The sequence below is a fragment of the Streptomyces spinoverrucosus genome, from assembly GCF_006539505.1.
Lineage (GTDB): Bacteria > Actinomycetota > Actinomycetes > Streptomycetales > Streptomycetaceae > Streptomyces > Streptomyces spinoverrucosus.
This window is the reverse complement of sequence record NZ_BJND01000012.1, coordinates 268,359-290,884: the sequence shown is the minus strand read 5'-3', so window position 1 is coordinate 290,884 and position 22,526 is coordinate 268,359. Positions and strand designations below refer to the sequence as shown.

The window sequence follows — 22,526 nt, the reverse complement described above, 5'->3', positions numbered from 1 at the left end:
GTGCGGGAAGCGCTTTCTCCGGGTGCATGGTTGTGCGAGGTCGTGCTGCTGTGGGTCAGCCGGCGTACGGGTCCTGCACCGTGCCCGGGCGGGCCAGGAACTCGAAGTCGCAGCCGGTGTCGGCCTGGGTGATCTGTTCGTTGTAGAGCGCGCCGTAGCCGCGCTCGTACCGGGCGGGCGGCGGCGTCCACTCCGCCCTCCGGCGCACCAACTCCTCGTCATCCACGTTGAGTTGGAGGGTCCGCGCCGCGACATCGAGGGTGATGGAGTCGCCGGTCCTGACCAGGGCCAGCGGTCCGCCGATGTATGACTCGGGCGCCACGTGCAGCACACACGCGCCGTAACTCGTGCCGCTCATCCGGGCGTCGGAGATCCTCACCATGTCCCGTACGCCCTGCTTCAGCAGGTGGTCGGGGAGCGGCAGCATGCCGTACTCGGGCATGCCCGGGCCGCCCTTGGGTCCGGCATTGCGCAGCACGAGCACGCTGTCGGCGGTGATGTTCAGCGACGGGTCGTTGATGGTCCGCTGCATCGTCCTGTAGTCGTCGAAGACGACCGCGGGACCGGTGTGCTTGAGCAGGTGCGGTTCGGCGGCGATGTGCTTGATGACGGCGCCGTCCGGGCAGAGGTTGCCGCGCAGCACGGCGACCCCGCCCTCGCTCGCGACCGGGTTGTCGCGGGGCCGGATGACGTCGTCGTTGTGGACCTGGGCGCCTTCCAGTTGTTCGCGCAGGGTGTCGTACGAGACGGTCGGCCGGTCCAGGTGGAGCAGGTCCGGGATCCGGGAGAGGAACCCGGGCAGGCCGCCCGCGAAGTGGAAGTCCTCCATCAGGTACGTCTGTCCGCCGGGCCGTACGTTGGCGAGCACCGGCACCGTGCGGGCGATGCGGTCGAAATCGTCGAGGGTGAGGCGGACGCCCGCTCGGCCCGCCATGGCGATCAGGTGGATGACGGCGTTGGTGGAGCCGCCGAGGCCCAGGACGGTGGTGACGGCGTCCTCGAAGGCGTCGCGGGTGAGGATGTCGTTCAGCGTGCGGTCCTGGTGGACCAGTTCGACGATCCGCAGGCCCGCCGCGGCGGCCATCCGGTCGTGCCCGGAGTCCACGGCGGGGATGCTGGACGCGCCCGGCACGGTCACGCCGAGCGCCTCCGCGGCGGCGGTGAGGGTGGATGCCGTACCCATCGTCATGCAGTGACCGGGCGAGCGGGCCAGCCCGCTCTCCAGCTCGGCCATCTCGCAGTCGCCGATCAGGCCGGCCCGCTTGTCGTCCCAGTACTTCCACATGTCGGTACCGGAACCCAGCACCTCGTTGCGCCAGTGCCCCGGCAGCATGGGCCCGGCGGGCACGAACACCGTCGGCAGGTCCACCGAGGCGGCGCCCATGAGCAGCGCGGGTGTCGACTTGTCACAGCCGCCCATCAGCACCGCCCCGTCGACCGGGTACGACCGCAGCAGTTCCTCGGTCTCCATGGCGAGGAGGTTGCGGTAGAGCATGGGGGTCGGTTTCTGGAACGTCTCGCTGAGCGTGGCGACCGGGAATTCGAGCGGGAAGCCCCCGGCCTGCCACACCCCCCGTTTCACGGCCTGGGCGCGGTCGCGCAGGTGCACGTGGCAGGGGTTGATGTCGGACCAGGTGTTGAGGATCGCGATGACCGGCTTGCCCAGGTGTTCCTCGGGCAGGTAGCCGAGCTGGCGGGTGCGGGCGCGGTGGCTGAAGGATCGCAGGCCGTCGGTGCCGTACCACTGGTGGCTTCTGAGCTCTTTGGGGCGCCTCCGGTCGGTCATATCGACCACCCGGCCGCGATGGCGGCGACCTCGGCGCGCTCGCTCTCGGGCAGCGGCCTGCTCGGCGGGCGGACCTCGCGGCGGCAGAGCCCGAGGGAGGCGAGGGCCTCCTTGACGACGGTGACGTTGTTCGCGGAACCGTTCGCGGCGCGCAGTTCCTCGAAGCGGCGGATCTGTTCCCAGACCTTCATCGCGGCCGGGTAGTCGCCGGATCGAAGCGCTTCGATCATGTTCAGCGAAACGGACGGGGCGACGTTCACCAGGCCGGAGGTGAAGCCGGTGGCGCCCGCGGAGAAGTAGGAGGGCGCGTACGGCTCGGCGAGGCCGGCCACCCACACGAACCGGTCAAGTCCCGCGTCCCGGGCGAAGGCGGCGAACCGTGCCGCGTCCGGGACGGCGTACTTGACGCCGATGACGTTGGGGCAGGCGTCGGCGAGTTCGGCGAGGCGGGCGCCGTGCAGCTGGGCGTTGCGGATGTACGGGACGACGCCCAGCTCGGGGACGGCCTCGGCGATCGCGCGGTGGTAGTCGACCCAGCCGCTCTGCGAGACGTACGGGTGGACGGGCTGATGGACCATCACCATCTGGGCACCCCGCTCCCGGGCGTACCGGGCGGAGGCGACGGCGGTGGGCACGTCGTGGCCGACGCCGACCAGGATCACCGCGCGGTCACCGGCCTCGTCGATGGTCAAGTCGGTGACCAGTTGGCGTTCTTGGGGGGTGAGGGCGTAGAACTCGCCGGTGTTGCCGTTGGGGGTGAGGGTCCTGATCCCACCGTCGAGCAGACGACGCAGCAGGGCCCGGTGGGCGTCCGGGTCGACGGAGCCGTCCTCGGCGAACGGGGTCACCGGGATCGCCACCACGTCGGCCAGGGCCGCCCGCTGGGTCTCGAACGTCGTTGTCATTTCTGACCGTCCTCTCCCTGGGCCTCGGTCTCCGCTTGGGGGAAGGCCCGCTCGACGAACGACGCGATGTGCGCGTGGAGGGCGCGCGCGGCGCCGTCGGCGTCGCCGTCCAGGGCCAGGCGCAGGATCTCGCGGTGCTCATTGGCCTCCCGCTCCCAGGACGGGTCGGCGGCCCAGGCGACGGCGGAGACGAGGGCCGCCTGGTCGCGGACCTCGTCGAGCATCCGGCCGAGCAGGGGGTTGCCGCAGGGCACGTACAGGGCGCGGTGGAACTCCCGATTGGCCAGCGACCGTTCGGCGGTGTCGGTGGCGTCGTCGGCCCGGGTCAGCGCGTCGCGCGCGGCGTCGAGGGAGGCTCCGCGCCGGACGGAGCGCCGCAGGGCCTCCGGCTCCAGCAGCAACCGCACGTCGTAGACCTCGCGTGCCATGTCCGCGTCCACCATGCGGACGGTGACGCCCTTGTACTGGCTCATCACCACCAGCCCGGTCCCGGCGAGCGTCTTGAGCGCCTCCCGCACCGGGGTCTTCGACACCCCGAACTGCGCGGCGAGCTCGGTCTCCACCAGGGCCTGACCGGGCGTCAGCTGCCCGGTGAGGATGCGGCGTTTGATCTCCTCCAGCACGTACTGCGTGCGGGAGGGGATCGGCGTGGGCACAGAGGTCATGCGCGCCTCTCGGATCTCGCGTATCGCGTCTCATATATGACGTACGAAGTACGACGCGTTGAAGGTAGGAGCGCGTGTGTGCTTCGTCAATGCTTCTGACAAAAGAAGTTGGAGTTGCTGCGCCGCCGCGACGCCGCCGTCAGATCCGGTGGACGGTGCCCTCCCGGGCCGTGCCGGTGGGCCCGCCGAAGGCCGCGGCGGCGCGGGCGGTCGCCGCTTCGGGGGTGAGCGTGGGTCCGACGTGCGTGACGAGCAACTCCCGTACGCCTGCCGCGCGGGCGGTCGCGCCGACGTCCTCGGGGGTCAGATGAACCTGTTCGCCTTCGCGATGCTCGTCTATGTCCGCCTCGCACAGGAAGAGGTCCGCGTCCCGAGCGAGTTCACCGAGTCCGGCGCACGGGCCGCTGTCCCCGGAGTAGGCGAACACCCGCCCGTCGCAGGTGACTCGCAGCCCGTAGGCCTCGACGTCGTGCGCGACGGCACGGGAGGTGAGGTGGAGCTCGCCGTACTGGGCGGTGTGCCCGTCGTGCAGCGGCCGGAAGTCGAAGACGCCGCTCAGGAAGGCGGTGTCGGTGCGCCCGAAGAACCCGGCGAGACGCCGGGCGCAGTCGCGTGGGGCGTGGACGGGGATGGGCGCGGGCGGGGTGAGACCGCCGTACGCGAGGCCGTAGAGGGCGGACAGCAGGTCCGCGTTGTGGTCGGCATGGAGATGCGAGATCCAAATGGCGCTCAGCCGCGCGGGATCCGTGTGCCGCTGCAACGCAGCGAAGGTCCCGGGCCCGGCGTCCACCCACACCTCAGCACCGGCACCCCGCACCAGATACCCCGAGCAGGGCCGACCGGGCTGCGGGTGCGGGGAGGCGGTGCCGAGGACGGTGAGCGCGAAGGACATCCGAGGAGCGTACGCACACCACGGACACGCCGACCGCGGCTCCCGTCCGCCCGCTCACCGCGGACACGCCGACCGCGGGTCCCGTCCGCCCGCTCACCGCGTACGTTCACCCCCGAACCCGGCCGCCCCGCTGACCGTCCACGCGTCGCCCCTGGCCCCGTCCACTCGGCATCACCGTCCGCGCGTCCCCGCCGTCCGCCCCCGCTCCCCGCGCACTCGCCCACCTCGGGTTCCGTCCCCTTGACGGGGTCACCGTCCGCGCGTCCCCGCGCTGGGGGGGCCGCCCGCTCGGCCTCAACGTCCGCGTAGCGACCCGGGTCCGCCTCGCCCAGCCTCACCGCCCACGCGTCCACACCCGGCGCCCGCCCGCTCGACCTCAACTGCGGGCCCAGCAACCAGGGTCCGCCTCGCTCACGTCACCGCCCACCCGTCCACACCCGCTGAAGCGCACCATCCGCGCCACAACCCCCACCCCGCCCCACCCAACCTCACGCCCCGCGCCCCCACCCCGGATCCCGCCCGCTCAACCCCACCGCCCGGTCCAGCAGTGGCGCATCCTCCGGGACCGTGACGATCGGGCCGAAGAGGGTGTCGTCGCGGATGGGGTCGTCGGCCGCCGTGATGAGGAAGTCGTAGGACGAGCGCAGTGCCGCCGGGTCGGGGGCGTACGGCTGGCCCGTGGCGCGGGCGAGGTCCCAGGCGTGGATTACCAGCTCGTTGATCGCGACCGCGCCCGCGATCGCGCCGGGCAGGTCCACGCCGCCCGCGCGGGTCATGCCGGTCCAGGCGGCGGGGTCGCGCCAGGTGTCGGCGAGTTCGTCGAGGACCTTGGGCAGCTCCTCGCGCCAGCCGGGGCCGATGTCCGGCACGGTCTCGTCCGGGCTGGTGTCGGTCGTCGGGCCGAGGGCCTTGCGGCCGGCGTCCCGGAAGGCGACGGTCAGCCCCACCAGGTGCCCCAGCAGGTTGCGCACCGCCATCCGCGGGCAGGGCGTCGGGTCCGTGAGCTGCTCGTCGGTCACCCCGGCGGCGAGGCGCGCGACGATCCGGGTCTGCGGGCCGAAGTCGAAGGGGGGCGGGTCGGTGGTCATCGGTGCTCCTCAGGGGTGGCGTCTTGGGAGGTAGACCGACAGCGGCGCCGGAAGTCATCGGTCGTCCGTGCCGTTTTCTACGGCACCTGCCCGATCCGTCCCGCCGCGCCTTAGACCCACGATCACCAGGCATGACCCGCCCGACCCCGCCCCACCCCCGCCCCGGCCTCCCCCGCCTCCTGCGCAACCGCACCGCCACCCTCTACCTCACCGGCACAGTGATCTCCGGCCTCGGCACCTCCGCCCTGTGGCTGGCCACCGGCGTCTGGGTCAAGGACCTCACCGGCTCCGACGGCCTCGCCGCGCTGACCCTGCTCGCCATGTGGGCGCCCACCCTCGCCGGTCCCCTCCTCGGCACCCTGGCGGACCGCGTTCGCCGCAACCCCCTGCTGATCGGAACAAACCTGCTCATGGCGGCACTCCTGCCCACCCTCCTCACGGTGGACTCCCCGGGTGACGTGTGGCTGCTGTTCGCGGTCCTGTTCGTGTACGGCGCGGCGGGCGTCGTCCAGGACGCCGCCGAGTCGGCGCTCGTCGCCACCGCGCTCGACCCGGACCTGCTCGGCGACTTCAACGGCCTGCGCATGACCGTCACCGAGGGCATGAAGCTGACCGCCCCGCTCGCCGGAGCGGGCGTCTACGCGGCGTACGGCGGGCCGAGCGTCGCCCTGCTGGACGCGGCCACCTTCGTGCTCGCCACGGCCCTGTACGCCGCCCTGCGCGTCCGGGAGCGCCCGCCCACCGGCGGCCGACGCGCACGCACGTCCGAGGGCGTCCGCCACCTCTGGACCCACCCGCGCCTCCGCCCGCTCGTCCTCACCGGCGGCACCACCATGCTCTTCGCCGGTCTCAACGGCGCCCTGCTGTACGCCGTCGTCGAGCGCCTGGGTCACCCCCCGGCGTACGCCGGTGTCCTCGCCGCCCTCCAGGGCCTCGGGTCGGTCGCGGTCGGCCTGGCCTCCGGCCCCGCCCTGCGTCGGCTGGGTGAACGCCGGTTCGCGGCGGCCGGGGTCGCGCTCACCGGCGTCGCGGTGGCGCTGCGGGCGGTGCCGTACGACCCGGCGGCCTGGGCGGGCAGCGTCGCGATCGGCGCCGGGCTGCCCTGTGTGCTGATCGCCGCCCTGACCGCCGTACAGCACGGCACACCGGACGCCCTCCTGGGCCGTACCGCCGCCACGGCGAGCACCCTGATGTTCGTGCCGAACGTGCTGGGCCTTGCGGTGGGGGCCGCCCTGGTCGAGCTGCTCCCCCACCAGCCGCTGCTCGTGCTGTTGGGGCTAGCTCTGCTTCTGACGCCGCTTCAGCTGCCGTTCAGCGCCGCCCGCACCGCCGCCAGGTCGCCGTCCGACGCCAACCCGGCGTGATACAGCCGCAGTTCCGTGGCACCGAGGGCACGCGCGCGTGCGGCGTCCTCGGCCAGGGTGCCGGGGCGTCCGCCCATCCCGGAGACCACGGTGAAGTTGGCGGCGAGCACGGCACCGTCCCGGCCCTGCTCGGCGAACGGCGTCAGCAGGCCCGCCCCGCCCGTGCACGGCACGACCACACCGTCCGCGACGGACAGGATGTGCGCCGGGTCCACGCCCGCGTTGGCGCCGCAGTGGTACGACACCGGGTCCGCGTGCAACAGGACCTGGAAGCCGTCGGGTGCGGCGGCGCGGACGGCCGCGACGGCCGCCTCCTGGAGGGTGCGTGCGGTGTCGTCGCGCCACGCGCGCGTGGCGGTCGCCTTCGTCTCGCCGAGCAGCTTCTCGACACCCGGCCAGCCGCCGTCGGAGGGCGCCCCCTGCCACACCGGTTCCAGTGCGGTGCGTACGGCGTCCGCCAGCTCGTCGGGATCGAGGCCCTGTGCGGCGTAGCCCGCCCGGCAGTCGGGGCAGAAGCACAGCGACATCAGGTACTGCCCGGCGTCACCGAGGCCGACGCCCGCGGTCTTGTCGTGGGCGTGCAGATGGGCGAGGCCGTACCAGCCGAGGGACTCCAGCTCGGTGCCGCGCGCACCGGGCCGTACGGCGGCCTCGGCAGCCAGTTCCACGAGGTACGCGCGCGTGGCGGGCTGTGCGATGCAGGGCGCCCATGGGTAGCGGTCGCCGTAGGCGTTGACGACGGAGGTGTCCGGATGCTCGGCGCCCATGCGGGAGTTGTGCGCGAGGACCACCCAGGTGTGCACCTCCAGTCCGGCGTCCGCGAGGGCGGCCGCCGCCTCGCCGTACGCGTCGCCGGGTGCCCAGTCCCCGGCCGGGTACGGGCGCAGGGGGCGGCCCTCCCAGCGGGCGTCCGTGGGGTAGAGCACGGCGGCGTGTTCTGCGGTGACGATCCGGTGGCGGGGGTGGCGGGGTGTGAGGGCGCGCGTGGAGTGGTAGGCGGCGGCGAGCGTCACCTGGTCCACGCCGAGCGCGGCGATCCGTGCCGGTGCCTCCGGGTCCCCGTTGACGTCCCAGGGGTAGACGAACGCCGATGCCTTCACGCGTCCTCCTCCAGCAGCGCGTACCCACGCTCGATCACCTGAGCGAGCTGTTTGACATGATCCTCGCTCGGTTCGTGCAGCGGGGGCCGTACTTCGCCCACATCGAGCCCGCGCAGCCGTACGCCCGCCTTGACGAGGGCGACGGCGTAGCCGCGGCCCTGAGCCCGCAGTTCGACGAACGGCCGGTAGAAGCCGTCCAGCAGGCGGCGGACGGTGCGGTCGTCGCCGGAGTTCAGGGCGGCGTGGAAGGCGAGGGCGATCTCGGGGGCGAAGCAGAACACGGCCGAGGAGTAGAGCGGGACGCCGATGGCGTGGTAGGCGAGCTGGGTCTGCTCGGCGGTCGGCAGTCCGTTGAAGTAGAGGAAGTCGCCCGGGACTTCGGTGCGTACCGCACTCACGATCCGCTGCATGAGGTCCAGGTCGCCGAGGCCGTCCTTGAGGCCGATGATCCCGTCCGTGCGGGCGAGGTCCACGACGGTCTCGGGGGTGAAGATGGCGTTGTCGCGCTGGTAGACGATGACGGGCAGGGCGGTGGCCGACGCGAGCTCCCGGTAGTGCCGCAGCAGGCCCTCCTGCCCGGCGAGCACGAGGTAGGGCGGCATGGCGAGCAGCCCGTCCGCCCCGGCCCGTTCGGCGAGGCGTGCGTAGCGTACGGCGAGCGCGGTCCCGTATCCGGCGCCCGCGACCACCGGCACGCGCCCCGCCGCCTCCTCCACCGCCGCGCGGACGCAGGCCTCGAACTCCTCCGGCGTGAGCGCGTGGAACTCGCCGGTGCCGCAGCACGCGAAGACGGCGGCCGCGCCGGCGTCGACCCCGCGGCGGACGTGTGCCCGGTAGGCGTCGAGGTGCAGGGAACCGTCGGGCCGGTAGGCGGTGACCGGGAAGAACAGCGGTCCGCTGGGGACGCTGAGGCGGGCGGCGAGCGGAGCTGGCGTCACGGGCTCTCCAAGGTCCATATTCATGCTCTGCGTCCACATTCCTGAACGCGTTCACGCTAAGGTGGCCCCCTGGGAGGGGTCAAGCCGGTCAACCCCCAGTACACCAGCGGATTTCATACCTCGGCGCGCCCCTTGACTGGCACGGCCTCGCTCCTTAGCGTGTCCACGAATGTGAATGCCGTGCATACATACGGCCGTTCACCCAAGGAGCCCCGCAAGGAGACCCGAGGATGCCCGCTCCCCGCACCGTTCTGCTCACCGGCGCCGCCGGCGGGCTCGGCACCCTGATGCGGGACCTGCTCCCGGCGCACGGGTACACACTGCGCCTGCTCGACCTGCGCCCCATCGAGGGCGCACCGGACGCGATCACCGCGGACCTCGCCGACCGGACGGCCCTGCGCGAGGTGGTGCGGGGCGTCGACGCGATCATCCACCTCGCGGGCATCTCCTTGGAAGCCCCCTTCGAGAAGATCCTCAAGGCGAACATCGAGGGCACGTACAACCTGTACGAGGCCGCCCGCGAGGAGGGCATCCGCCGCATCGTCTTCGCCTCCTCCAACCACGCGGTGGGCTACACCCCACGCCCCCAGGGCGACACACCTCTCGATGAGAGCGCGCTGATCCCGATCGACATCCGGCGCCGCCCGGACACCTTCTACGGCCTGTCCAAGTCCTTCGGCGAGGACCTCGCGCAGTTCTACTGGGACAAGTACGGCATGGAGACCGTCTCCGTCCGCATCGGCTCCTGCTTCCCGGAGCCGACCAGCGTGCGCATGCTCTCGGTGTGGATGAGCCCCGCCGACGGCGCCCGCCTCTTCCACGCGGCCCTGACCGCCGAGAACGTCGGCCACACGGTCGTCTACGGCTCCTCCGCGAACACGCGCCTGTGGTGGGACCTGTCCACCGCGCGGGCGCTCGGCTACGAACCCCAGGACGACTCCGAGCCGTACGCCGAGAAGCTGATCGCCGAACAGGGCGACCTGGACCCCGCCAACGAGGCACACGCCTACCTGGGCGGCCACTTCGTGACCGCCCCGCCGATCTGGCCGTACTGACGAAATCCCGACCACGACAGGGGCGGGCGGGCAGAAAACGGGCCCGCCCACCCACACGTCCGGGCACACCTCAAGAAACGGTCCGACAGCACCCTCAGGGGCGCGGGGAACTGCGCGACCAGCCACGACGCACCCGCACACGACACACAACCCCTCCCCCCACAACCTTCGGCACCCAAGACCGAACGGGCACACCCGGGCACTATCAACCCCATAACAGACCTGGTCACAACCCCGCACCCGCTGTAGAAACTTCCCCCATAGGGCCCGAACGGGCAGCGCGGCGAGAAGGCGGGTGACCGAGATGAACCGAACCGCAGAAGAACGGCAGCGCGAAATCGTACGCGCCGCCCGCGCCACCGGCTCCGTCGACGTCACCGCACTCGCCGCCCAGCTCGGCGTGGCCAAGGAGACCGTACGGCGGGATCTGCGCGCCCTGGAGGACCACGGACTGGTCCGCCGCACCCACGGCGGCGCCTACCCCGTGGAGAGCGCCGGCTTCGAGACCACCCTCGCCTTCCGCGCCACCAGCCACGTCCCCGAGAAGCGCCGGATCGCGGCCGCCGCGGCCGAGCTGCTCGGGGACGCCGAGACGGTCTTCGTCGACGAGGGCTTCACCCCGCAGCTCATCGCCGAGGCACTCCCCAGGGACCGGCCGCTGACCGTGGTCACCGCGTCCCTGCCGGTCGCGGGCGCGCTCGCCGAGGCGGAGGGCTTCTCGGTGCTGCTGCTCGGCGGCCGGGTCCGCTCGGGCACGCTGGCCACCGTCGACCACTGGACGACGAAGATGCTCGCCGGTTTCGTGGTCGACCTCGCCTACATCGGCGCCAACGGCATCTCCCGGGAGCACGGTCTGACCACCCCCGACCCGGCCGTCAGCGAGGTCAAGGCGCAGGCGGTGCGGGCCGCGCGGCGCACGGTCTTCGCGGGCGTGCACACCAAGTTCGGGGCGGTCAGTTTCTGCCGGTTCGCGGAGGTCGGCGCGCTGGAGGCGATCGTCACGAGCACCCTGCTGCCCACCGCCGAAGCACACCGCTACTCACTGCTCGGCCCTCAGGTCATCCGCGTCTGAAAATCCAACTCACCCCCTATAGGGCACACCCCCACGCCCAGCAATGCCCCTTATCTCCCCAAATGTTCAGGAGCGATCCATGCGAACCCAGAGCCGACGGAGGCCGCGAGCCACGCTCGCCATGGCCGCCGCAGGGACGCTGCTCGCCCCGCTGCTCTCCGGCTGCTGGGTCGGGGCGGGCGGGGCAGGATCGGGCGGCAACTCGATCAACGTCCTGATGGTCAACAACCCACAGATGGTCGAGCTGCAAAAGCTCACCGCCGCCCACTTCACCAAAGAGACCGGCATCAAGGTCAACTTCACCGTCCTGCCCGAGAACGACGTCCGCGACAAGATCAGCCAGGACTTCGCCAACCAGGCCGGCCAGTACGACGTCGCCACCCTCTCCAACTACGAGATACCGATCTACGCCCGCAACGGCTGGCTGAAGGAGATGGACACCTACGTCGCCGACGACCCGGCGTACGACGAACAGGACGTCCTCGGGCCGATGCGCCAGTCCCTCACCGCCGACGACGGCAAGCTCTACGGCCAGCCCTTCTACGGCGAGTCGTCTTTCCTGATGTACCGCAAGGACGTGTTCGCGGCGCAGGGCCTCACCATGCCCGAGCACCCCACCTGGACCCAGGTCGCCGACCTCGCGGCCAAGGTCGACGGCGCCGAGCCCGGCATGAAGGGCATCTGCCTGCGCGGCCTGCCCGGCTGGGGCGAGGTCATGGCACCGCTGACGACCGTGGTGAACACCTTCGGCGGCACCTGGTTCGACGAGAACTGGAAGGCGCGGCTGGACTCCCCCGAGTGGGAAAAGGCGACGAAGTTCTATGTCGACCTGGTGCGTGAGCACGGCGAGTCCGGCGCCGCCCAGTCCGGCTTCGCCGAGTGCCTCAACAACATGACCCAGGGCAAGGTCGCCATGTGGTACGACGCCACCTCCGCGGCCGGTTCCCTGGAGTCCGCCGACTCCCCCGTCAAGGGCAAGGTCGGCTACGCCCCCGCACCCGTGGAGCAGACCGAGTCCTCCGGCTGGCTCTACACCTGGGCCTGGGGCATCCAGAACGCCTCCCGCAACCCCGACAAGGCCTGGCAGTTCGTCTCCTGGGCGTCCGGCAAGGAGTACGAGCAGCTGGTCGGCGACCAGATCGGCTGGTCGAACGTACCGGCGGGCAAGCGCGCGTCGACGTACGCGAACCCCGACTACCGCGCCGAAGCCGCCGCCTTCCAGGAGATGACGAAGGAGGCCATCGAGGGCGCCCGGCCCAACGACCCCGGTGTGCAGCCGCGTCCCGCGCCCGGCATCCAGTTCGTCGGCATCCCCGAGTTCACCGACCTCGGCACCAAGGTCTCCCAGGAGATCAGCGCTGCCATCGCCGGACGACAGTCCGTCGAGGAGGCCCTGAAGAAGTCCCAGCAGCTCGCCGAGCGGATCTCCGAGGAGTACGAGGGACGATGACCGCCACCACCACGGCCCCCGTGGCCACACCGTCCGTGCACAGGCAGAACCACCAGCCGTCGGCCCGGCTGCGCGCCTGGGCCACCCGGGCGCCCCTGCTGCCCGCCCTGATCTTCATGATCGCCGTGACCCAGCTGCCGTTCGTGGCCACGCTGGTGATCTCCTTCTTCGACTGGAACGCCCTCTATCCCGACGCCCGCCGCTTCACCGGCATCGACAACTACCGCCACGTCCTCACCGACGCCGACCTGCGCAACTCGGTGTGGACGACGATCCTGCTGACCGTGACCGTCGTCCTGGTCAGCCTGCTCCTCGGCCTGGTGCTGGCACTGCTGCTGGACCGGCGCTTCAAGGGCCGGGGCGTGGTCCGCACGCTGCTGATCGCGCCGTTCCTGGTCGTCCCCGTCGCGGCGGCACTGCTGTGGAAGCATGTGCTCTACAACCCCGAATACGGCCTGTTCAATGGGTTGTTGCACTATGTGGGCGGCCCACAGCCGGACTGGATCTCCACCACCCCGCTGCTCGCGGTCGAGGCCTCCCTGGTCTGGCAGTGGACCCCGTTCATGATGCTGATCATCCTGGCCGGGCTGCAGAGCCGTGACGCGGAGCAGATCGAGGCCGCGCGGGTGGACGGCGCGAACGACTGGCAGATCTTCCGCCACCTCACGCTCCCGCACCTGCGCCGCTACCTCGAACTCGGAGCCCTGCTCGGCTCGATCTACATCGTGCAGAACTTCGACGCCGTCTTCACGATCACATCCGGCGGCCTGGGCACCGCGAACCTCCCCTACACCGTCTACCAGAGCTTCTACCAGGCCCACGAGAACGGCCTCGCCTCGGCCGCCGGCGTCCTGGTCGTCATCGGCTCGATCATCATCGCGACCTTCGCCCTGCGCGTGGTGTCGTCCCTGTTCCGCGAGGAGGCGTCCCGCGCATGAGCACCGCAGCCCTGCATGCCCGCCGTAAAGGCCTGGGTCTCGGCCTGGTGGCCTGGCTGGCAGGCATCGTCTTCTTCCTGCCCATCGCGTGGATGGCACTGACGTCCTTCCACTCCGAACAGGACGCGGCGACCAACCCGCCGTCCTTCGGCGCCGCGCTCACCCTCGACGGCTACCGCGAATTTTTCGGGACCGGCGGCGGGGCGAGCCCCTGGCCGTCGCTGATCAACTCGACGGTGGCATCGGTGAGTTCGACCCTTCTGGTCCTGCTCCTGGCGCTCCCGGCGGCCTACGCACTGTCGATCCGGCGGGTGCGCAAGTGGACCGACGTACTGTTCTTCTTCCTCTCCACGAAGATGCTGCCCGTGGTGGCGGGCCTGCTGCCGATCTACCTCTTCGCCAAGAACGCGGGACTGCTGGACAACATCTGGCTGTTGGTCATCCTCTACACCTCCATGAACCTGCCGATCGCGGTGTGGATGATGCAGTCGTTCCTGGCCGAGGTCCCGGTGGCGGTGATCGAGGCGGCCCGCGTGGACGGCGCCCGTCTGCCCACGATCCTGGCCCGCGTGATCGCCCCGATGGCCCTGCCCGGCATCGCCGCCACCGCCCTGATCTGCTTCATCTTCAGCTGGAACGAGCTGCTGTTCGCCCGGGTCCTCACGGGCGTGGTCGCCGAGACCGCCCCCGTCTTCCTGACCGGCTTCATCACCAGCCAGGGCCTGTTCCTGGCGAAGGTGTGCGCCGCGTCGCTCGTCATCTCCCTGCCGGTGCTCGCCGCGGGGTTCGCCGCCCAGGACAAGCTGGTCCAGGGCCTGTCGTTGGGAGCCGTGAAATGAAGGCCGCCGTCATCGAGTCCGTGGGCAAGGCCGTCGTCGCCGAGGTCCCGGACCCGACGCCAGGGCCGCGCGAGGTCGTGGTCGAGGTCGCGGCGTGCGGCCTGTGCGGGACGGACCTGCACATCCTGCAGGGGGAGTTCGCACCGAAGCTGCCGATCGTGCCGGGGCACGAGTTCGCGGGCGAGGTGGTGGCCGTCGGCACCCAGGTCACCGAGGTGTCGCCCGGCGACCAGGTGGCCGTCGACCCGTCGCTGTACTGCTACGAGTGCCGCTACTGCCGTACCGGACACAACAACCTCTGCGAGCGCTGGGCCGCGATCGGCGTGACGACGGCGGGGGGCGCCGCCCAGTACGCGGTGGCGCCCGTGGCGAACTGCGTCAAGCTCCCCGAGCACATCCGCACCCAGGACGCGGCACTGGTCGAGCCGCTGTCGTGCGCGGTTCGCGGTTACGACGTCCTGCAGTCCCGCCTGGGCGCCCACGTCCTGATCTACGGCTCGGGCACGATGGGCCTGATGATGCTGGAGCTGGCCAAGCGCACGGGCGCGGCGAGCGTGGACGTGGTGGACGTCAACCCGGCCCGGCTGGAGACGGCACGCAAGCTGGGCGTGTCGGCGTCGGCGGCCAACGCCGACGAACTGGACCGTCCGCAGGGCTGGGACGTGGTGGTGGACGCGACCGGGAACGCGGCGGCGATCCAGGACGGCCTGGACCGCGTGGCGAAGGCGGGCACGTTCCTCCAGTTCGGGGTGGCGGACTACGCGACGCGCGTGACGATCGACCCGTACCGCATCTACAACCAGGAGATCACCATCACCGGCTCGATGGCGGTCCTGCACAGCTTCGAACGCGCGGCGGAGCTGTTCGCGGCCGGTGTCCTGAACCCCGAGATCTTCATCAGCGACCGCCTGCCCTTGAGCAGCTATCCGCAGGCCCTGGATCAGTTCGCGTCCGGTGTCGGCAGGAAGATCGTCGTGGTGCCGTAGGGGTTTTCCGACCGCTGCTGGGGGCTGCGCCCCCAGACCCCCCTTCGGCCTGAAGGGCCTCGTCCTCAAACGCCGGACGGGCTGGGTATCTCAGCCTCTCCGGCGTTTGAGGAGCGGGGGTCCAGGGGGCAGAGCCCCCTGGCGGGGTCGAAGGGGCGGAGCCCCTGGAGGAGGGACGGGTAGGGGCGGCGGGGGCGAAACCCATCTGCCCGCCCCGAACCGCCGGGGACCCGATCGGCCGCTCGGTAAGGGAACGGTAAAGCACCCCCGCTCGTTGACCGGGCATGACAGCTATGACCCCCGGCTCGAACATCCCTCTTTCCACCGCCCGCGTGACGGTGGACGTCGCCGCCCCGGTGCGGCTCGACGTATCGGGCCTGCTGCTCACCGCCGACGGCAAGGTGCGCTCCGACGACGACTTCATCTTCTACAACCAGCCGAGCGGCCCCGGCGTGGCCTACCGCTCCGGCGGCGGCGCAGCCCCCGACGCCATCACGGTCGACACCACCGCCCTCCCCCCGGGCATCGAGAAGATCGTCGTCACCGCGAGTCCGGACGCCGCGGGCCAGACCTTCCAGGGCATCGAACCGACGGCCACGATCCGCAACGCGGACGACAACAGCGTCCTGGCCACGTTCACGCCCCCGCAGCTCGGCACCGAGACGGCACTGGTGGTCGTCGAGATCTACCTGCGCAACGGCGCCTGGAAGGCCCGCGCGGTGGGCCAGGGCTACGCCAACGGCCTGGCCGGCATCGCCACGGACTTCGGCGTGACGGTGGAGGAACCGGCCGCCCCGGCCCAGCCGGTCACCCCGCCCCCGGCGCCCATGCAGCCCCCGGTGGCCCCGCCCGCCCCGGCCATGAACCCGCACCTCACCCCGCCCGCGGCGCCCGCCGCACCCCCGGCGGCCCCGCCGGCCCCCGCCGCCGCCCCCGGCGCCGGGAAGATCAACCTCGACAAGGGCCGCGTCAGCCTCCAGAAGAACCAGACCGTCTCCCTGGTCAAGGGCGGCCGCCCGCTGCTCTCCCAGGTCAAGATGGGCCTCGGCTGGGAGCCGGCGTACCGCGGCCGGGACATCGACCTGGACGCCTCGGTCATCGCGTACGGCCCGCAGCGCAACCACATCGACAGCTGCTACTTCGGCAAGCTCCAGATCGTGAACGGCGCGATCCGCCACTCCGGCGACAACCTCACCGGCGAGGGCGGCGGCGACGACGAGGTGATCACCGTCGACCTCGGCCGCATCCCGCAGGAGGTCACCGGCCTGGTCTTCACGGTCAACTCGTTCTCCGGCCAGAAGTTCACCGAGGTCGCCAAGGCCTACTGCCGCCTGATCGACGCGGGCAGCGGCGAGGAACTCGTCCGCTTCGACCTCACCAATGCCGAGCCGCAGACCGGCGTGATGATGGCCAAGCTGATCCGCCAGTACTCCGGCGAGTGGGAGATGACGGCCATGGGCGACTTCGTCAAGGCCCGCACGGTCCGCAACATGGTCAAGCCGGCGGCGCAGGCCCTGTAGGAGAAACGCCGGTCGGAGCAGCGTGCGAGCGCCGTGCCCACCCCGGGGTTCCGCGTCCTCGGGGTGGGCACGGCGCACGTCCTGGCCGATCACCCGAAAACGGGCCGCCACCGCGTCGGACTGCGGCTGCCACACCTGACAATGCGCACGGCCCGCCGGGACGTCACTCACCGCACCGCCCGCAGTCCCTCCATCAGCAGGGACAGATACCGCCGGATGTCCCTGCCCTCCCCGTCCGCCAGCTCCGACGCCGTCGCCACCCCGTGCGTCAGCCGCAGGATCTCGATCGGCTCGACGTCCGCCCTCAGGGTCCCCTCCGCCTGCGCCGCCCGCACGAGTCGCTCCGCCGCTCGCCTGAGGCTGGTACCGCAGGCGGTGGCCAAGGCCGAGCCCTCGTCCGTGACGGCCGAACCCAGCAGCGACTTCAGGCCACGGACCTGGATCATGCCCAGGCCCAGTTCATTGAGCCACTCCACCAGCGCCTCACCCGGCGGCAGCTCCCCCGCGATCACGTCGGCGCGCAGCGCGAGCGCCTCGATCCGGTCGAGGTAGGCGGCCTCCAACAGCGCCCGGCGCGTGGGGAAGTGACGGTAGAGCGTGCCGGACCCGACCCCCGCCCGCTTGGCGATGTCATCGAGCGACGCACCCTCCCCATGCTCGGCGAAGGCCTCCACCGCCGCCTTCAGCAACCGCTCGTAGTTCCGCCGAGCGTCCGCACGCATGGGCTTGACCTGCGCCATCCAGCAACTCCTCGCAAACCGGAGACTCTCCCCGATGCTACTGATGAGGCCCACGGACGGTGTACCCGCCGCCCGTGGGCCTCATCCGGTGCCCCTCGGCATCAAGGAACCCCTGGATGGATCAACCAGTCGACACCCACGGCCAGTCGGCGTCCCGCGCCGCCTCCAGCAGCGGCACCATCCGGAACGCCGCGTCCGACAGCCCGCCGAACGTGTGCCTGTTGCCCTTCCCGGACGGGCCGTGGCCCGCCCGGTACCCGGCCAGGTTCCAGGTGTAGACCGGAATGTGCGACGGGACCTGCTCGGTCGGGTCGCCGTGGCGGCTGTAGGCGTACTGCTCGTCGGTGACGATGAGCACCCGGTCGTGCTCGCGGTAATGCCGGCGTACCGCCTCGGTGGTGTCGGTGCCGCCCAGGTCGCCGAACCGCTCCAGCACCTTGAGCACCGACTCCTCCTTGCGGAACGGCACCGGGTTGCTGCTCGTCCCGAACTCGACGAGATCCGCGTCCGCCGCCCGCAGCGCGAGCGCCGTGCCGAAGATCGCCGCCGCGTCGGCCCGGTTGAGCTCCGACCGGTCGGACAGCTGCGAGTAGAACATCGAACCCGAGCGGTCGACGAGCACCAGCGTCCGGCCGGGCAGCGCGGGCACGTTGGCCAGCGAGTGGCCGAGCGCCTGCTCCAGCGGGTACGACCAGCGCAGCGACGGCGCGTGCTGGTACGCCGCCAGGTACCGGAACGGGAACTGCCGCGACCGTACGACTTCCGCCGGGTCGCTGATCCGGGCCGCGACCTGCGCCGCGACCTCGTCGGACACCCCGGCCTCGTCGAAGTTGCGCAGGTTGCGGACCAGGGCCATGGTGCCCATGGACGGGATCACGGCCTCCCAGGCCGCCCTGTCCATCGGCCCCTGGAGCCAGCCCGCCAGCGCCTCCCAGGTCATCCCGGCCGCCGCGAGCCGCTCGGCGCCGTCCGGCGCGGTGACGACCGCCCGCCGCTCCTCGACCGGCAGCGCCATCAGCTCACGGTGCGCGGTGAGGACGCGGTCCGAGGCGGGCGGCACGGCTGTGTCCGGGTTGTGCCGGCGGTCCAGGGCGTACTGGAACAGTTCGCCCTGCCACGGCTTGTCCGGGTCCGGCGCCGCGTGCACCAGGTTGAGGATGTCGCCGAAGCGGTAACCCTTGGAAGCGGTGTCGTACTTCAGCAGCGACTTTCCGCTGTAGAGCCGTCGTACGGCATCGGCGACGCCGCGCTTGACGGGCTTCGGGATGTTACGGCCGTACAGCGCGGTCCAGTACGCGAGCAACTCGCCCGGCTCGTCGGGGCGCTGGAGCACGGAGTCGACTACCTGACGGTTCGACGGACCGTCGCTCGCACCGGCCTCCAGACGCCCCTTCACGTACTCGGCGGCGCCCACGACCGATGCGGTACGGAGGTTGCCCGCGCCGCGCAGCCAGCCGAGCAGCCCCGCGGTCCACGCCGGGTCGGTGACGGCGAGCTCGCGCACAAGGCGCGCGAACCGGTCGTCGCGGTCGGCGCCGGTCTCGTAGAAGGTCTGCTGCGATACGAAGTTGGAGACGGCGAGCAGGAAAAGCTCGGAGCGCGCGTCGCGCTCATGGCCCCGGCCGCCCTGGAAGGTACGCAGGACGCGCCCCGTCGACGTCACCCGCGAGGTCGGCTGCGCCTTGGCGGCCCTGGTGTTGAATCGCGCCATGGTGAACTCCCCCGAATTCTTTCCGTGTTTCGGAGGGAGGCGCAGCGAGAGGAGGTGTGCCCGAGATCGAAATCGGCGACGGTGCATACCCTGGCGCGTCTGCCCATTCCGCCACATCGACCCTGAGTCGATGACGGGATTCGAACCCGCACGGTCTCCCACCAGGTCCTGGAAGTATCCGCTGCCTGCGCACCGGGCACCCACCACAAGCTGCGCCTCCCGAGATCAAAACGGCGGCGGCGTGGATTCTTTTCAGAGAAGTAGCCGCCGCCTTCGCACCGGGAGGTGCGTGACGTTGTGCTCTCACTGTAGGAGGCGCAGCACGGGACCGGCGAGCGAATTAATTACCGCTTCTGGCGCTTCCAGGGGCCGGTGATGGCGAGCAGGATGCCCGGCTCCTGGATGTTGGCGTACAGGGTCCTGCCGTCGGGTGAGAAGGTGACGCCGGTGAACTCGCTGTACTCGGGCTCCTCTTCGGTGCCGATGTTCAGGTCGTTGCGGGCGATGGGGTAGGTACGGCCGCTGTCGGTGGCGCCGAACAGGTGCTGGATGCCGTCGCCGTCCTCGGCGATGACCAGGCCGCCGTACGGGGAGACGGTGATGTTGTCGGGGCCGTCGAAGGCGCCGTCCTTGGCCGGGTCGGGGTTCACGCCGAGCAGGACCTTCAGCGTCAGTGTCCGGCGCTTGGGGTCGTAGAACCAGACCTGGCCGTCGTGCTGGACGGGGCTCTCCTCACGGGCGTACGAGGAGACGATGTACGCGCCGCCGTCGCCCCACCACATGCCCTCCAGCTTGCGGGCGCGGGTGATCTCGCCCTCGCCGAACTGCTCCCGCACGGAGACCGTCCTGGCGTCGCGGTCCGGGACATCGACCCAGTCGACGCCGTAGACGGTGCCGACCTTGGTGGCGCGGGAGAGGTCGTCGACGAAGTGGCCGCCGGAGTTGTAGCACTTGGGCGCCTGCAGGACACCGGCGTCGTCGGCGAGGGTGCGGAGCTTGCCGTGGCCGTACTCGAAGCCCTTCGGCGGGGTCCAGCGGTAGAACAGGCCGTTGGGCTCGTCGGCGTCCTCGGTGAGGTAGGCGTGGCCGCGCTTGGGGTCGATGACGACGGCCTCGTGGTCGTAACGGCCGAAGAACTTCAGCGGCTTGGGGTCGCGGTTGGCGCGCCGGTCGCAGGGGTCGACCTCGAAGACGTAGCCGTGGTCCTTGGTCATGCCGTTCTCGCCGGCCCGGTCGGAGTTCTCCTCGCAGGTCAGCCAGGTGCCCCAGGGGGTGGAGCCGCCGGCGCAGTTGTTGGCGGTGCCGGCGATGCCGACCCACTCGGCGACCCGGCCGTCGCGGCGCACCTCGACGACCGTGCAGCCGCCCGGGGCGGCCGGGTCGTAGACGAGGCCGTCGATGAGCGGTACGGGGTACTCCTGCTCGTCGCGCGGGCCGTCCATCTCGTGGTTGTTGACCAGGAGGGTGGTGCCGCGCGGGCCGGGGAAGGTCGCGGTGCCGTCGTGCTCGGCGGGGGTGAACTCGCCCGACTCCAGCTTGGTCCTGCCCGCGTAGGTGAGGATCTTGTACGAGAAACCGGCGGGCAGCGCGAGGATGCCGTCGGGGTCGGGGACGAGCGGGCCGTATCCGACGCCGCCGTGCCTGGCCGCGGACTCCTGGCCCGTGGTCTCCGTCTCGGCGGACGCGAGGGCGCCGGGGGCGCTGGCGAGCGCGCCGACGCTGCCCGCGAGTGCGACACCGGCGCCGGTGATCGCGGTGGTCCTGGCGAAGTCCCTGCGAGTGAGCGACATGCTGTCTCCTGTGACGGGGCGAGTGCCGTGGAGGGTGGCGGACCTCGGGTCGGCGCAACGCTGTCGCCCGCCCATGAACCCCACTTGAACACCGAGCGACACCACAGGGCTCGCTTCCATGAATGCGTACGCCCCAACGGGGAGCAATCCGGCCACGTAAGGCTGGCAACCGCCCCCGCAACGTCAGAAACCGTCAACCTCCGTGCTGCGACCGCGCCTTGAACGCCGCCTTCCTGGCTTCCTTGGCGATCCTCTTGTCCGGGTGGATGCGCCCCATCGCCTCCAGGACGTCCGCCGTGGCCGGATGGTCCACCCGCCAGGCCGCCGCGAAGAAACCGCTGTGCTGTTCCGCGAGGCCCTCCACCAGGCCGCGCAGTTCCTCGGAGTTGCCCTCGGCGGCGAGTTGCGCGGCCAGGGTGTCCACGGTGAGCCAGAAGATCATCGACTCGGACGGGGCGGGTACGTCCGTACAGCCGTGCTCCGTCAGCCAGACCCTTGCCAGACCACCCAGCTCGGGGTCGTCGAGGACGTCCCGCAGGGCGGGTTCGGCGTCGGGGCCGACGAGGGAGAGAGCCTGCTGGCAGCGCAGCCGGCGCAGCGGGGCGCCGGAGTCCGCGCCCCGGGCGGCGGCGAGCAACTCCCGTGCCGCGGCGAGCGGTTCGCGGCGGGCCAGCCACTGCTCGGTCTCGGCCTGCGCGGCCCGCGGCCCGAAGACGGCCGTTCCGTCGAGCAGCGCGTCGGCGCCCTTGTCGGCCAGTTCGCCCACGGCGGGTGCGTCGAAACCGGCCTCCAGCAGCCGCGCCCGCAGCCCGTACAGGCCGAGCGGGGTGAGCCGGACCATGCCGTACCGGGAGACGTCGGCGTCGGGCTCCTCCCCGGCGTCCCCGGCATCCTCGGTGTCCGCCATCAGCGTCTCGTCGACCGGCTGGTACTCCACCAGCCCCACCGGCTGCAGCACCCGGAACTGGTCGTCCAGCCGCATCATCGCGTCGGACACCTGCTCCAGGACGTCGTTGGTGGGCTCGGCCATGTCATTGGGCACGATCATCGACGCGGCCAGCACGGGCAGCGGCACCGCCGCCCCGCCGGGGCCGTCCTCGCTGACGGTGAGCAGGTAGAGGTTGCCGAGCACGCCGTCGAGGAACGCGGACTCCGCCTCGAAGTCCCAGTCCAGCGCGGACGTGTCGACGCGGCCGTCCTCGGCCATCGCCTCGGCCAGGTCGTCGAGGTCGGGCACGCTCGCATCGGCGAGCACCGTCTCCAGGGCGCCCAGCCACACGTCGAGCACCTCGTGCGGGGAGCCGCCGGTGAGCTGCGCCAGCTCCTCGCCCGCCGTGACCGTGCCGGCCGCCTCGTCGACGATCTCGACCAGCCCGGTGTCCACGGCCACCCGCCAGGCCTCGCCGGCCGGCGCCGCCGCGTCGTCCCCGCTCAGCCCGAGCACCTCGGCCGCGGCGGGCAGCTGCTCGTCGACCAGTGCGCCCCCGGCGTGCACGCGGGTCTCGGGCCCGGCCCAGCGGGCGAGCCGGGCGGCCCGGGACAGCAACGGCGTGGACAGCGCGTCGCGCGCCAGCTCAGCTTCGGAGGTCAGCCGCACCGGCGGCAGGGGGGAGCTGTCTGACATCGGGGAGATCTCCTAGGGCGCCTGGAAGGCCGTACGACCGTCTGGACGTCGTACGACCCCGAA

The 22,526-nt window shown here is 71.5% G+C and carries 19 protein-coding genes; 8 read left to right on the top strand and 11 right to left on the bottom strand.

The window, feature by feature from the left end:
* Nucleotides 1–55: 55 nt before the first annotated feature.
* The 5 genes from araD to SSP24_RS09585 form a co-directional block, all read right to left on the bottom strand.
* Complete coding sequence (gene araD / locus SSP24_RS09605) at nt 56–1,786, bottom strand: L-arabinonate dehydratase (RefSeq protein ID WP_141308886.1); 1,731 nt, start codon at nt 1,784–1,786, stop codon at nt 56–58.
* Nucleotides 1,783–2,691: a dihydrodipicolinate synthase family protein gene (locus SSP24_RS09600; protein ID WP_141308884.1), complete on the bottom strand. Its 909-nt coding sequence runs from the start codon at nt 2,689–2,691 to the stop codon at nt 1,783–1,785. The genes araD and SSP24_RS09600 overlap by 4 nt, the downstream gene beginning before the upstream one ends.
* Nucleotides 2,688–3,356, bottom strand: a complete 669-nt coding sequence (locus SSP24_RS09595; RefSeq protein WP_141308882.1) for a GntR family transcriptional regulator — start codon at nt 3,354–3,356, stop codon at nt 2,688–2,690. Before SSP24_RS09595 ends, SSP24_RS09600 begins: the two co-directional genes overlap by 4 nt.
* Nucleotides 3,357–3,495: 139 nt before the next feature.
* A complete protein-coding gene (locus SSP24_RS09590; protein WP_141308880.1) occupies nt 3,496–4,248 on the bottom strand; it encodes an MBL fold metallo-hydrolase in 753 nt (250 codons plus the stop codon).
* Between the two features lie 488 nt (nt 4,249–4,736).
* Nucleotides 4,737–5,336 (bottom strand): TIGR03086 family metal-binding protein, encoded by a 600-nt coding sequence (locus tag SSP24_RS09585; protein WP_141308878.1) that lies wholly within the window; start codon nt 5,334–5,336, stop codon nt 4,737–4,739.
* 131 nt (nt 5,337–5,467) lie between these two features.
* Between SSP24_RS09585 and SSP24_RS09580 the strand changes: the two genes are divergently transcribed.
* Nucleotides 5,468–6,700 (top strand): MFS transporter, encoded by a 1,233-nt coding sequence (locus SSP24_RS09580; protein WP_141308876.1) that lies wholly within the window; start codon nt 5,468–5,470, stop codon nt 6,698–6,700.
* On the opposite strand, the gene SSP24_RS09575 is transcribed toward SSP24_RS09580, so the two are convergent.
* The gene (locus tag SSP24_RS09575; protein WP_141308874.1) at nt 6,637–7,800 is read right to left on the bottom strand and encodes a hypothetical protein; all 1,164 of its coding nucleotides are present in this window, start codon (nt 7,798–7,800) and stop codon (nt 6,637–6,639) included. The genes SSP24_RS09580 and SSP24_RS09575 overlap by 64 nt on opposite strands.
* On the bottom strand, nt 7,797–8,738 hold the full coding sequence (locus SSP24_RS09570) for a 5-dehydro-4-deoxyglucarate dehydratase (protein ID WP_141308872.1): 942 nt from the start codon (nt 8,736–8,738) through the stop codon (nt 7,797–7,799). Before SSP24_RS09570 ends, SSP24_RS09575 begins: the two co-directional genes overlap by 4 nt.
* 230 nt (nt 8,739–8,968) lie before the next feature.
* On the opposite strand from SSP24_RS09570, the gene SSP24_RS09565 reads away from it, so the two are divergent.
* The 7 genes from SSP24_RS09565 to SSP24_RS09530 all read left to right on the top strand — a co-directional run bounded on the left by SSP24_RS09565 (nt 8,969) and on the right by SSP24_RS09530 (nt 16,598).
* Complete coding sequence (locus SSP24_RS09565) at nt 8,969–9,793, top strand: NAD-dependent epimerase/dehydratase family protein (RefSeq protein WP_141308870.1); 825 nt, start codon at nt 8,969–8,971, stop codon at nt 9,791–9,793.
* Between the two features lie 304 nt (nt 9,794–10,097).
* On the top strand, nt 10,098–10,865 hold the full coding sequence (locus tag SSP24_RS09560) for a DeoR/GlpR family DNA-binding transcription regulator (RefSeq protein WP_167529549.1): 768 nt from the start codon (nt 10,098–10,100) through the stop codon (nt 10,863–10,865).
* Between the two features lie 79 nt (nt 10,866–10,944).
* Nucleotides 10,945–12,315 carry an ABC transporter substrate-binding protein gene (locus SSP24_RS09555; RefSeq protein ID WP_141308866.1) on the top strand — a complete coding sequence of 457 codons (1,371 nt, stop codon included), beginning with the start codon at nt 10,945–10,947 and terminating at the stop codon, nt 12,313–12,315.
* Nucleotides 12,312–13,253, top strand: coding sequence for a carbohydrate ABC transporter permease (locus tag SSP24_RS09550; protein WP_141308864.1), 942 nt, complete (start codon nt 12,312–12,314; stop codon nt 13,251–13,253). Before SSP24_RS09555 ends, SSP24_RS09550 begins: the two co-directional genes overlap by 4 nt.
* Nucleotides 13,250–14,092 carry a carbohydrate ABC transporter permease gene (locus tag SSP24_RS09545; protein WP_141308862.1) on the top strand — a complete coding sequence of 281 codons (843 nt, stop codon included), beginning with the start codon at nt 13,250–13,252 and terminating at the stop codon, nt 14,090–14,092. Before SSP24_RS09550 ends, SSP24_RS09545 begins: the two co-directional genes overlap by 4 nt.
* Nucleotides 14,089–15,078 (top strand): zinc-dependent alcohol dehydrogenase family protein, encoded by a 990-nt coding sequence (locus SSP24_RS09540; RefSeq protein WP_141308860.1) that lies wholly within the window; start codon nt 14,089–14,091, stop codon nt 15,076–15,078. Before SSP24_RS09545 ends, SSP24_RS09540 begins: the two co-directional genes overlap by 4 nt.
* A gap of 293 nt (nt 15,079–15,371) precedes the next feature.
* Entirely contained in the window at nt 15,372–16,598 is a 1,227-nt protein-coding gene (locus tag SSP24_RS09530; protein ID WP_141308975.1) for a TerD family protein, read from the top strand.
* 167 nt (nt 16,599–16,765) lie between these two features.
* On the opposite strand, the gene SSP24_RS09525 is transcribed toward SSP24_RS09530, so the two are convergent.
* The 4 genes from SSP24_RS09525 to SSP24_RS09510 all read right to left on the bottom strand — a co-directional run bounded on the left by SSP24_RS09525 (nt 16,766) and on the right by SSP24_RS09510 (nt 22,463).
* A complete protein-coding gene (locus SSP24_RS09525; protein WP_141308856.1) occupies nt 16,766–17,338 on the bottom strand; it encodes a TetR/AcrR family transcriptional regulator in 573 nt (190 codons plus the stop codon).
* A 121-nt stretch (nt 17,339–17,459) separates the two neighbouring features.
* Complete coding sequence (locus tag SSP24_RS09520; protein ID WP_141308854.1) at nt 17,460–19,049, bottom strand: TROVE domain-containing protein; 1,590 nt, start codon at nt 19,047–19,049, stop codon at nt 17,460–17,462.
* A gap of 344 nt (nt 19,050–19,393) precedes the next feature.
* Nucleotides 19,394–20,839 carry an alkaline phosphatase PhoX gene (locus SSP24_RS09515; RefSeq protein ID WP_141308852.1) on the bottom strand — a complete coding sequence of 482 codons (1,446 nt, stop codon included), beginning with the start codon at nt 20,837–20,839 and terminating at the stop codon, nt 19,394–19,396.
* A gap of 193 nt (nt 20,840–21,032) precedes the next feature.
* Nucleotides 21,033–22,463 carry a hypothetical protein gene (locus SSP24_RS09510; protein ID WP_141308850.1) on the bottom strand — a complete coding sequence of 477 codons (1,431 nt, stop codon included), beginning with the start codon at nt 22,461–22,463 and terminating at the stop codon, nt 21,033–21,035.
* Nucleotides 22,464–22,526 lie beyond the last annotated feature (63 nt).

Bases quoted from the DNA above. Each gene is read 5' to 3' on its own strand.
- araD (WP_141308886.1), bottom strand. From the start codon at position 1,786: ATGACCGACCGGAGGCGCCCCAAAGAGCTCAGAAGCCACCAGTGGTAC.
- SSP24_RS09600 (WP_141308884.1), bottom strand. From the start codon at position 2,691: ATGACAACGACGTTCGAGACCCAGCGGGCGGCCCTGGCCGACGTGGTG.
- SSP24_RS09595 (WP_141308882.1), bottom strand. From the start codon at position 3,356: ATGACCTCTGTGCCCACGCCGATCCCCTCCCGCACGCAGTACGTGCTG.
- SSP24_RS09590 (WP_141308880.1), bottom strand. From the start codon at position 4,248: ATGTCCTTCGCGCTCACCGTCCTCGGCACCGCCTCCCCGCACCCGCAG.
- SSP24_RS09585 (WP_141308878.1), bottom strand. From the start codon at position 5,336: ATGACCACCGACCCGCCCCCCTTCGACTTCGGCCCGCAGACCCGGATC.
- SSP24_RS09580 (WP_141308876.1), top strand. From the start codon at position 5,468: ATGACCCGCCCGACCCCGCCCCACCCCCGCCCCGGCCTCCCCCGCCTC.
- SSP24_RS09565 (WP_141308870.1), top strand. From the start codon at position 8,969: ATGCCCGCTCCCCGCACCGTTCTGCTCACCGGCGCCGCCGGCGGGCTC.
- SSP24_RS09560 (WP_167529549.1), top strand. From the start codon at position 10,098: ATGAACCGAACCGCAGAAGAACGGCAGCGCGAAATCGTACGCGCCGCC.
- SSP24_RS09555 (WP_141308866.1), top strand. From the start codon at position 10,945: ATGCGAACCCAGAGCCGACGGAGGCCGCGAGCCACGCTCGCCATGGCC.
- SSP24_RS09550 (WP_141308864.1), top strand. From the start codon at position 12,312: ATGACCGCCACCACCACGGCCCCCGTGGCCACACCGTCCGTGCACAGG.
- SSP24_RS09545 (WP_141308862.1), top strand. From the start codon at position 13,250: ATGAGCACCGCAGCCCTGCATGCCCGCCGTAAAGGCCTGGGTCTCGGC.
- SSP24_RS09540 (WP_141308860.1), top strand. From the start codon at position 14,089: ATGAAGGCCGCCGTCATCGAGTCCGTGGGCAAGGCCGTCGTCGCCGAG.
- SSP24_RS09530 (WP_141308975.1), top strand. From the start codon at position 15,372: ATGACCCCCGGCTCGAACATCCCTCTTTCCACCGCCCGCGTGACGGTG.
- SSP24_RS09525 (WP_141308856.1), bottom strand. From the start codon at position 17,338: ATGGCGCAGGTCAAGCCCATGCGTGCGGACGCTCGGCGGAACTACGAG.
- SSP24_RS09520 (WP_141308854.1), bottom strand. From the start codon at position 19,049: ATGGCGCGATTCAACACCAGGGCCGCCAAGGCGCAGCCGACCTCGCGG.
- SSP24_RS09515 (WP_141308852.1), bottom strand. From the start codon at position 20,839: ATGTCGCTCACTCGCAGGGACTTCGCCAGGACCACCGCGATCACCGGC.
- SSP24_RS09510 (WP_141308850.1), bottom strand. From the start codon at position 22,463: ATGTCAGACAGCTCCCCCCTGCCGCCGGTGCGGCTGACCTCCGAAGCT.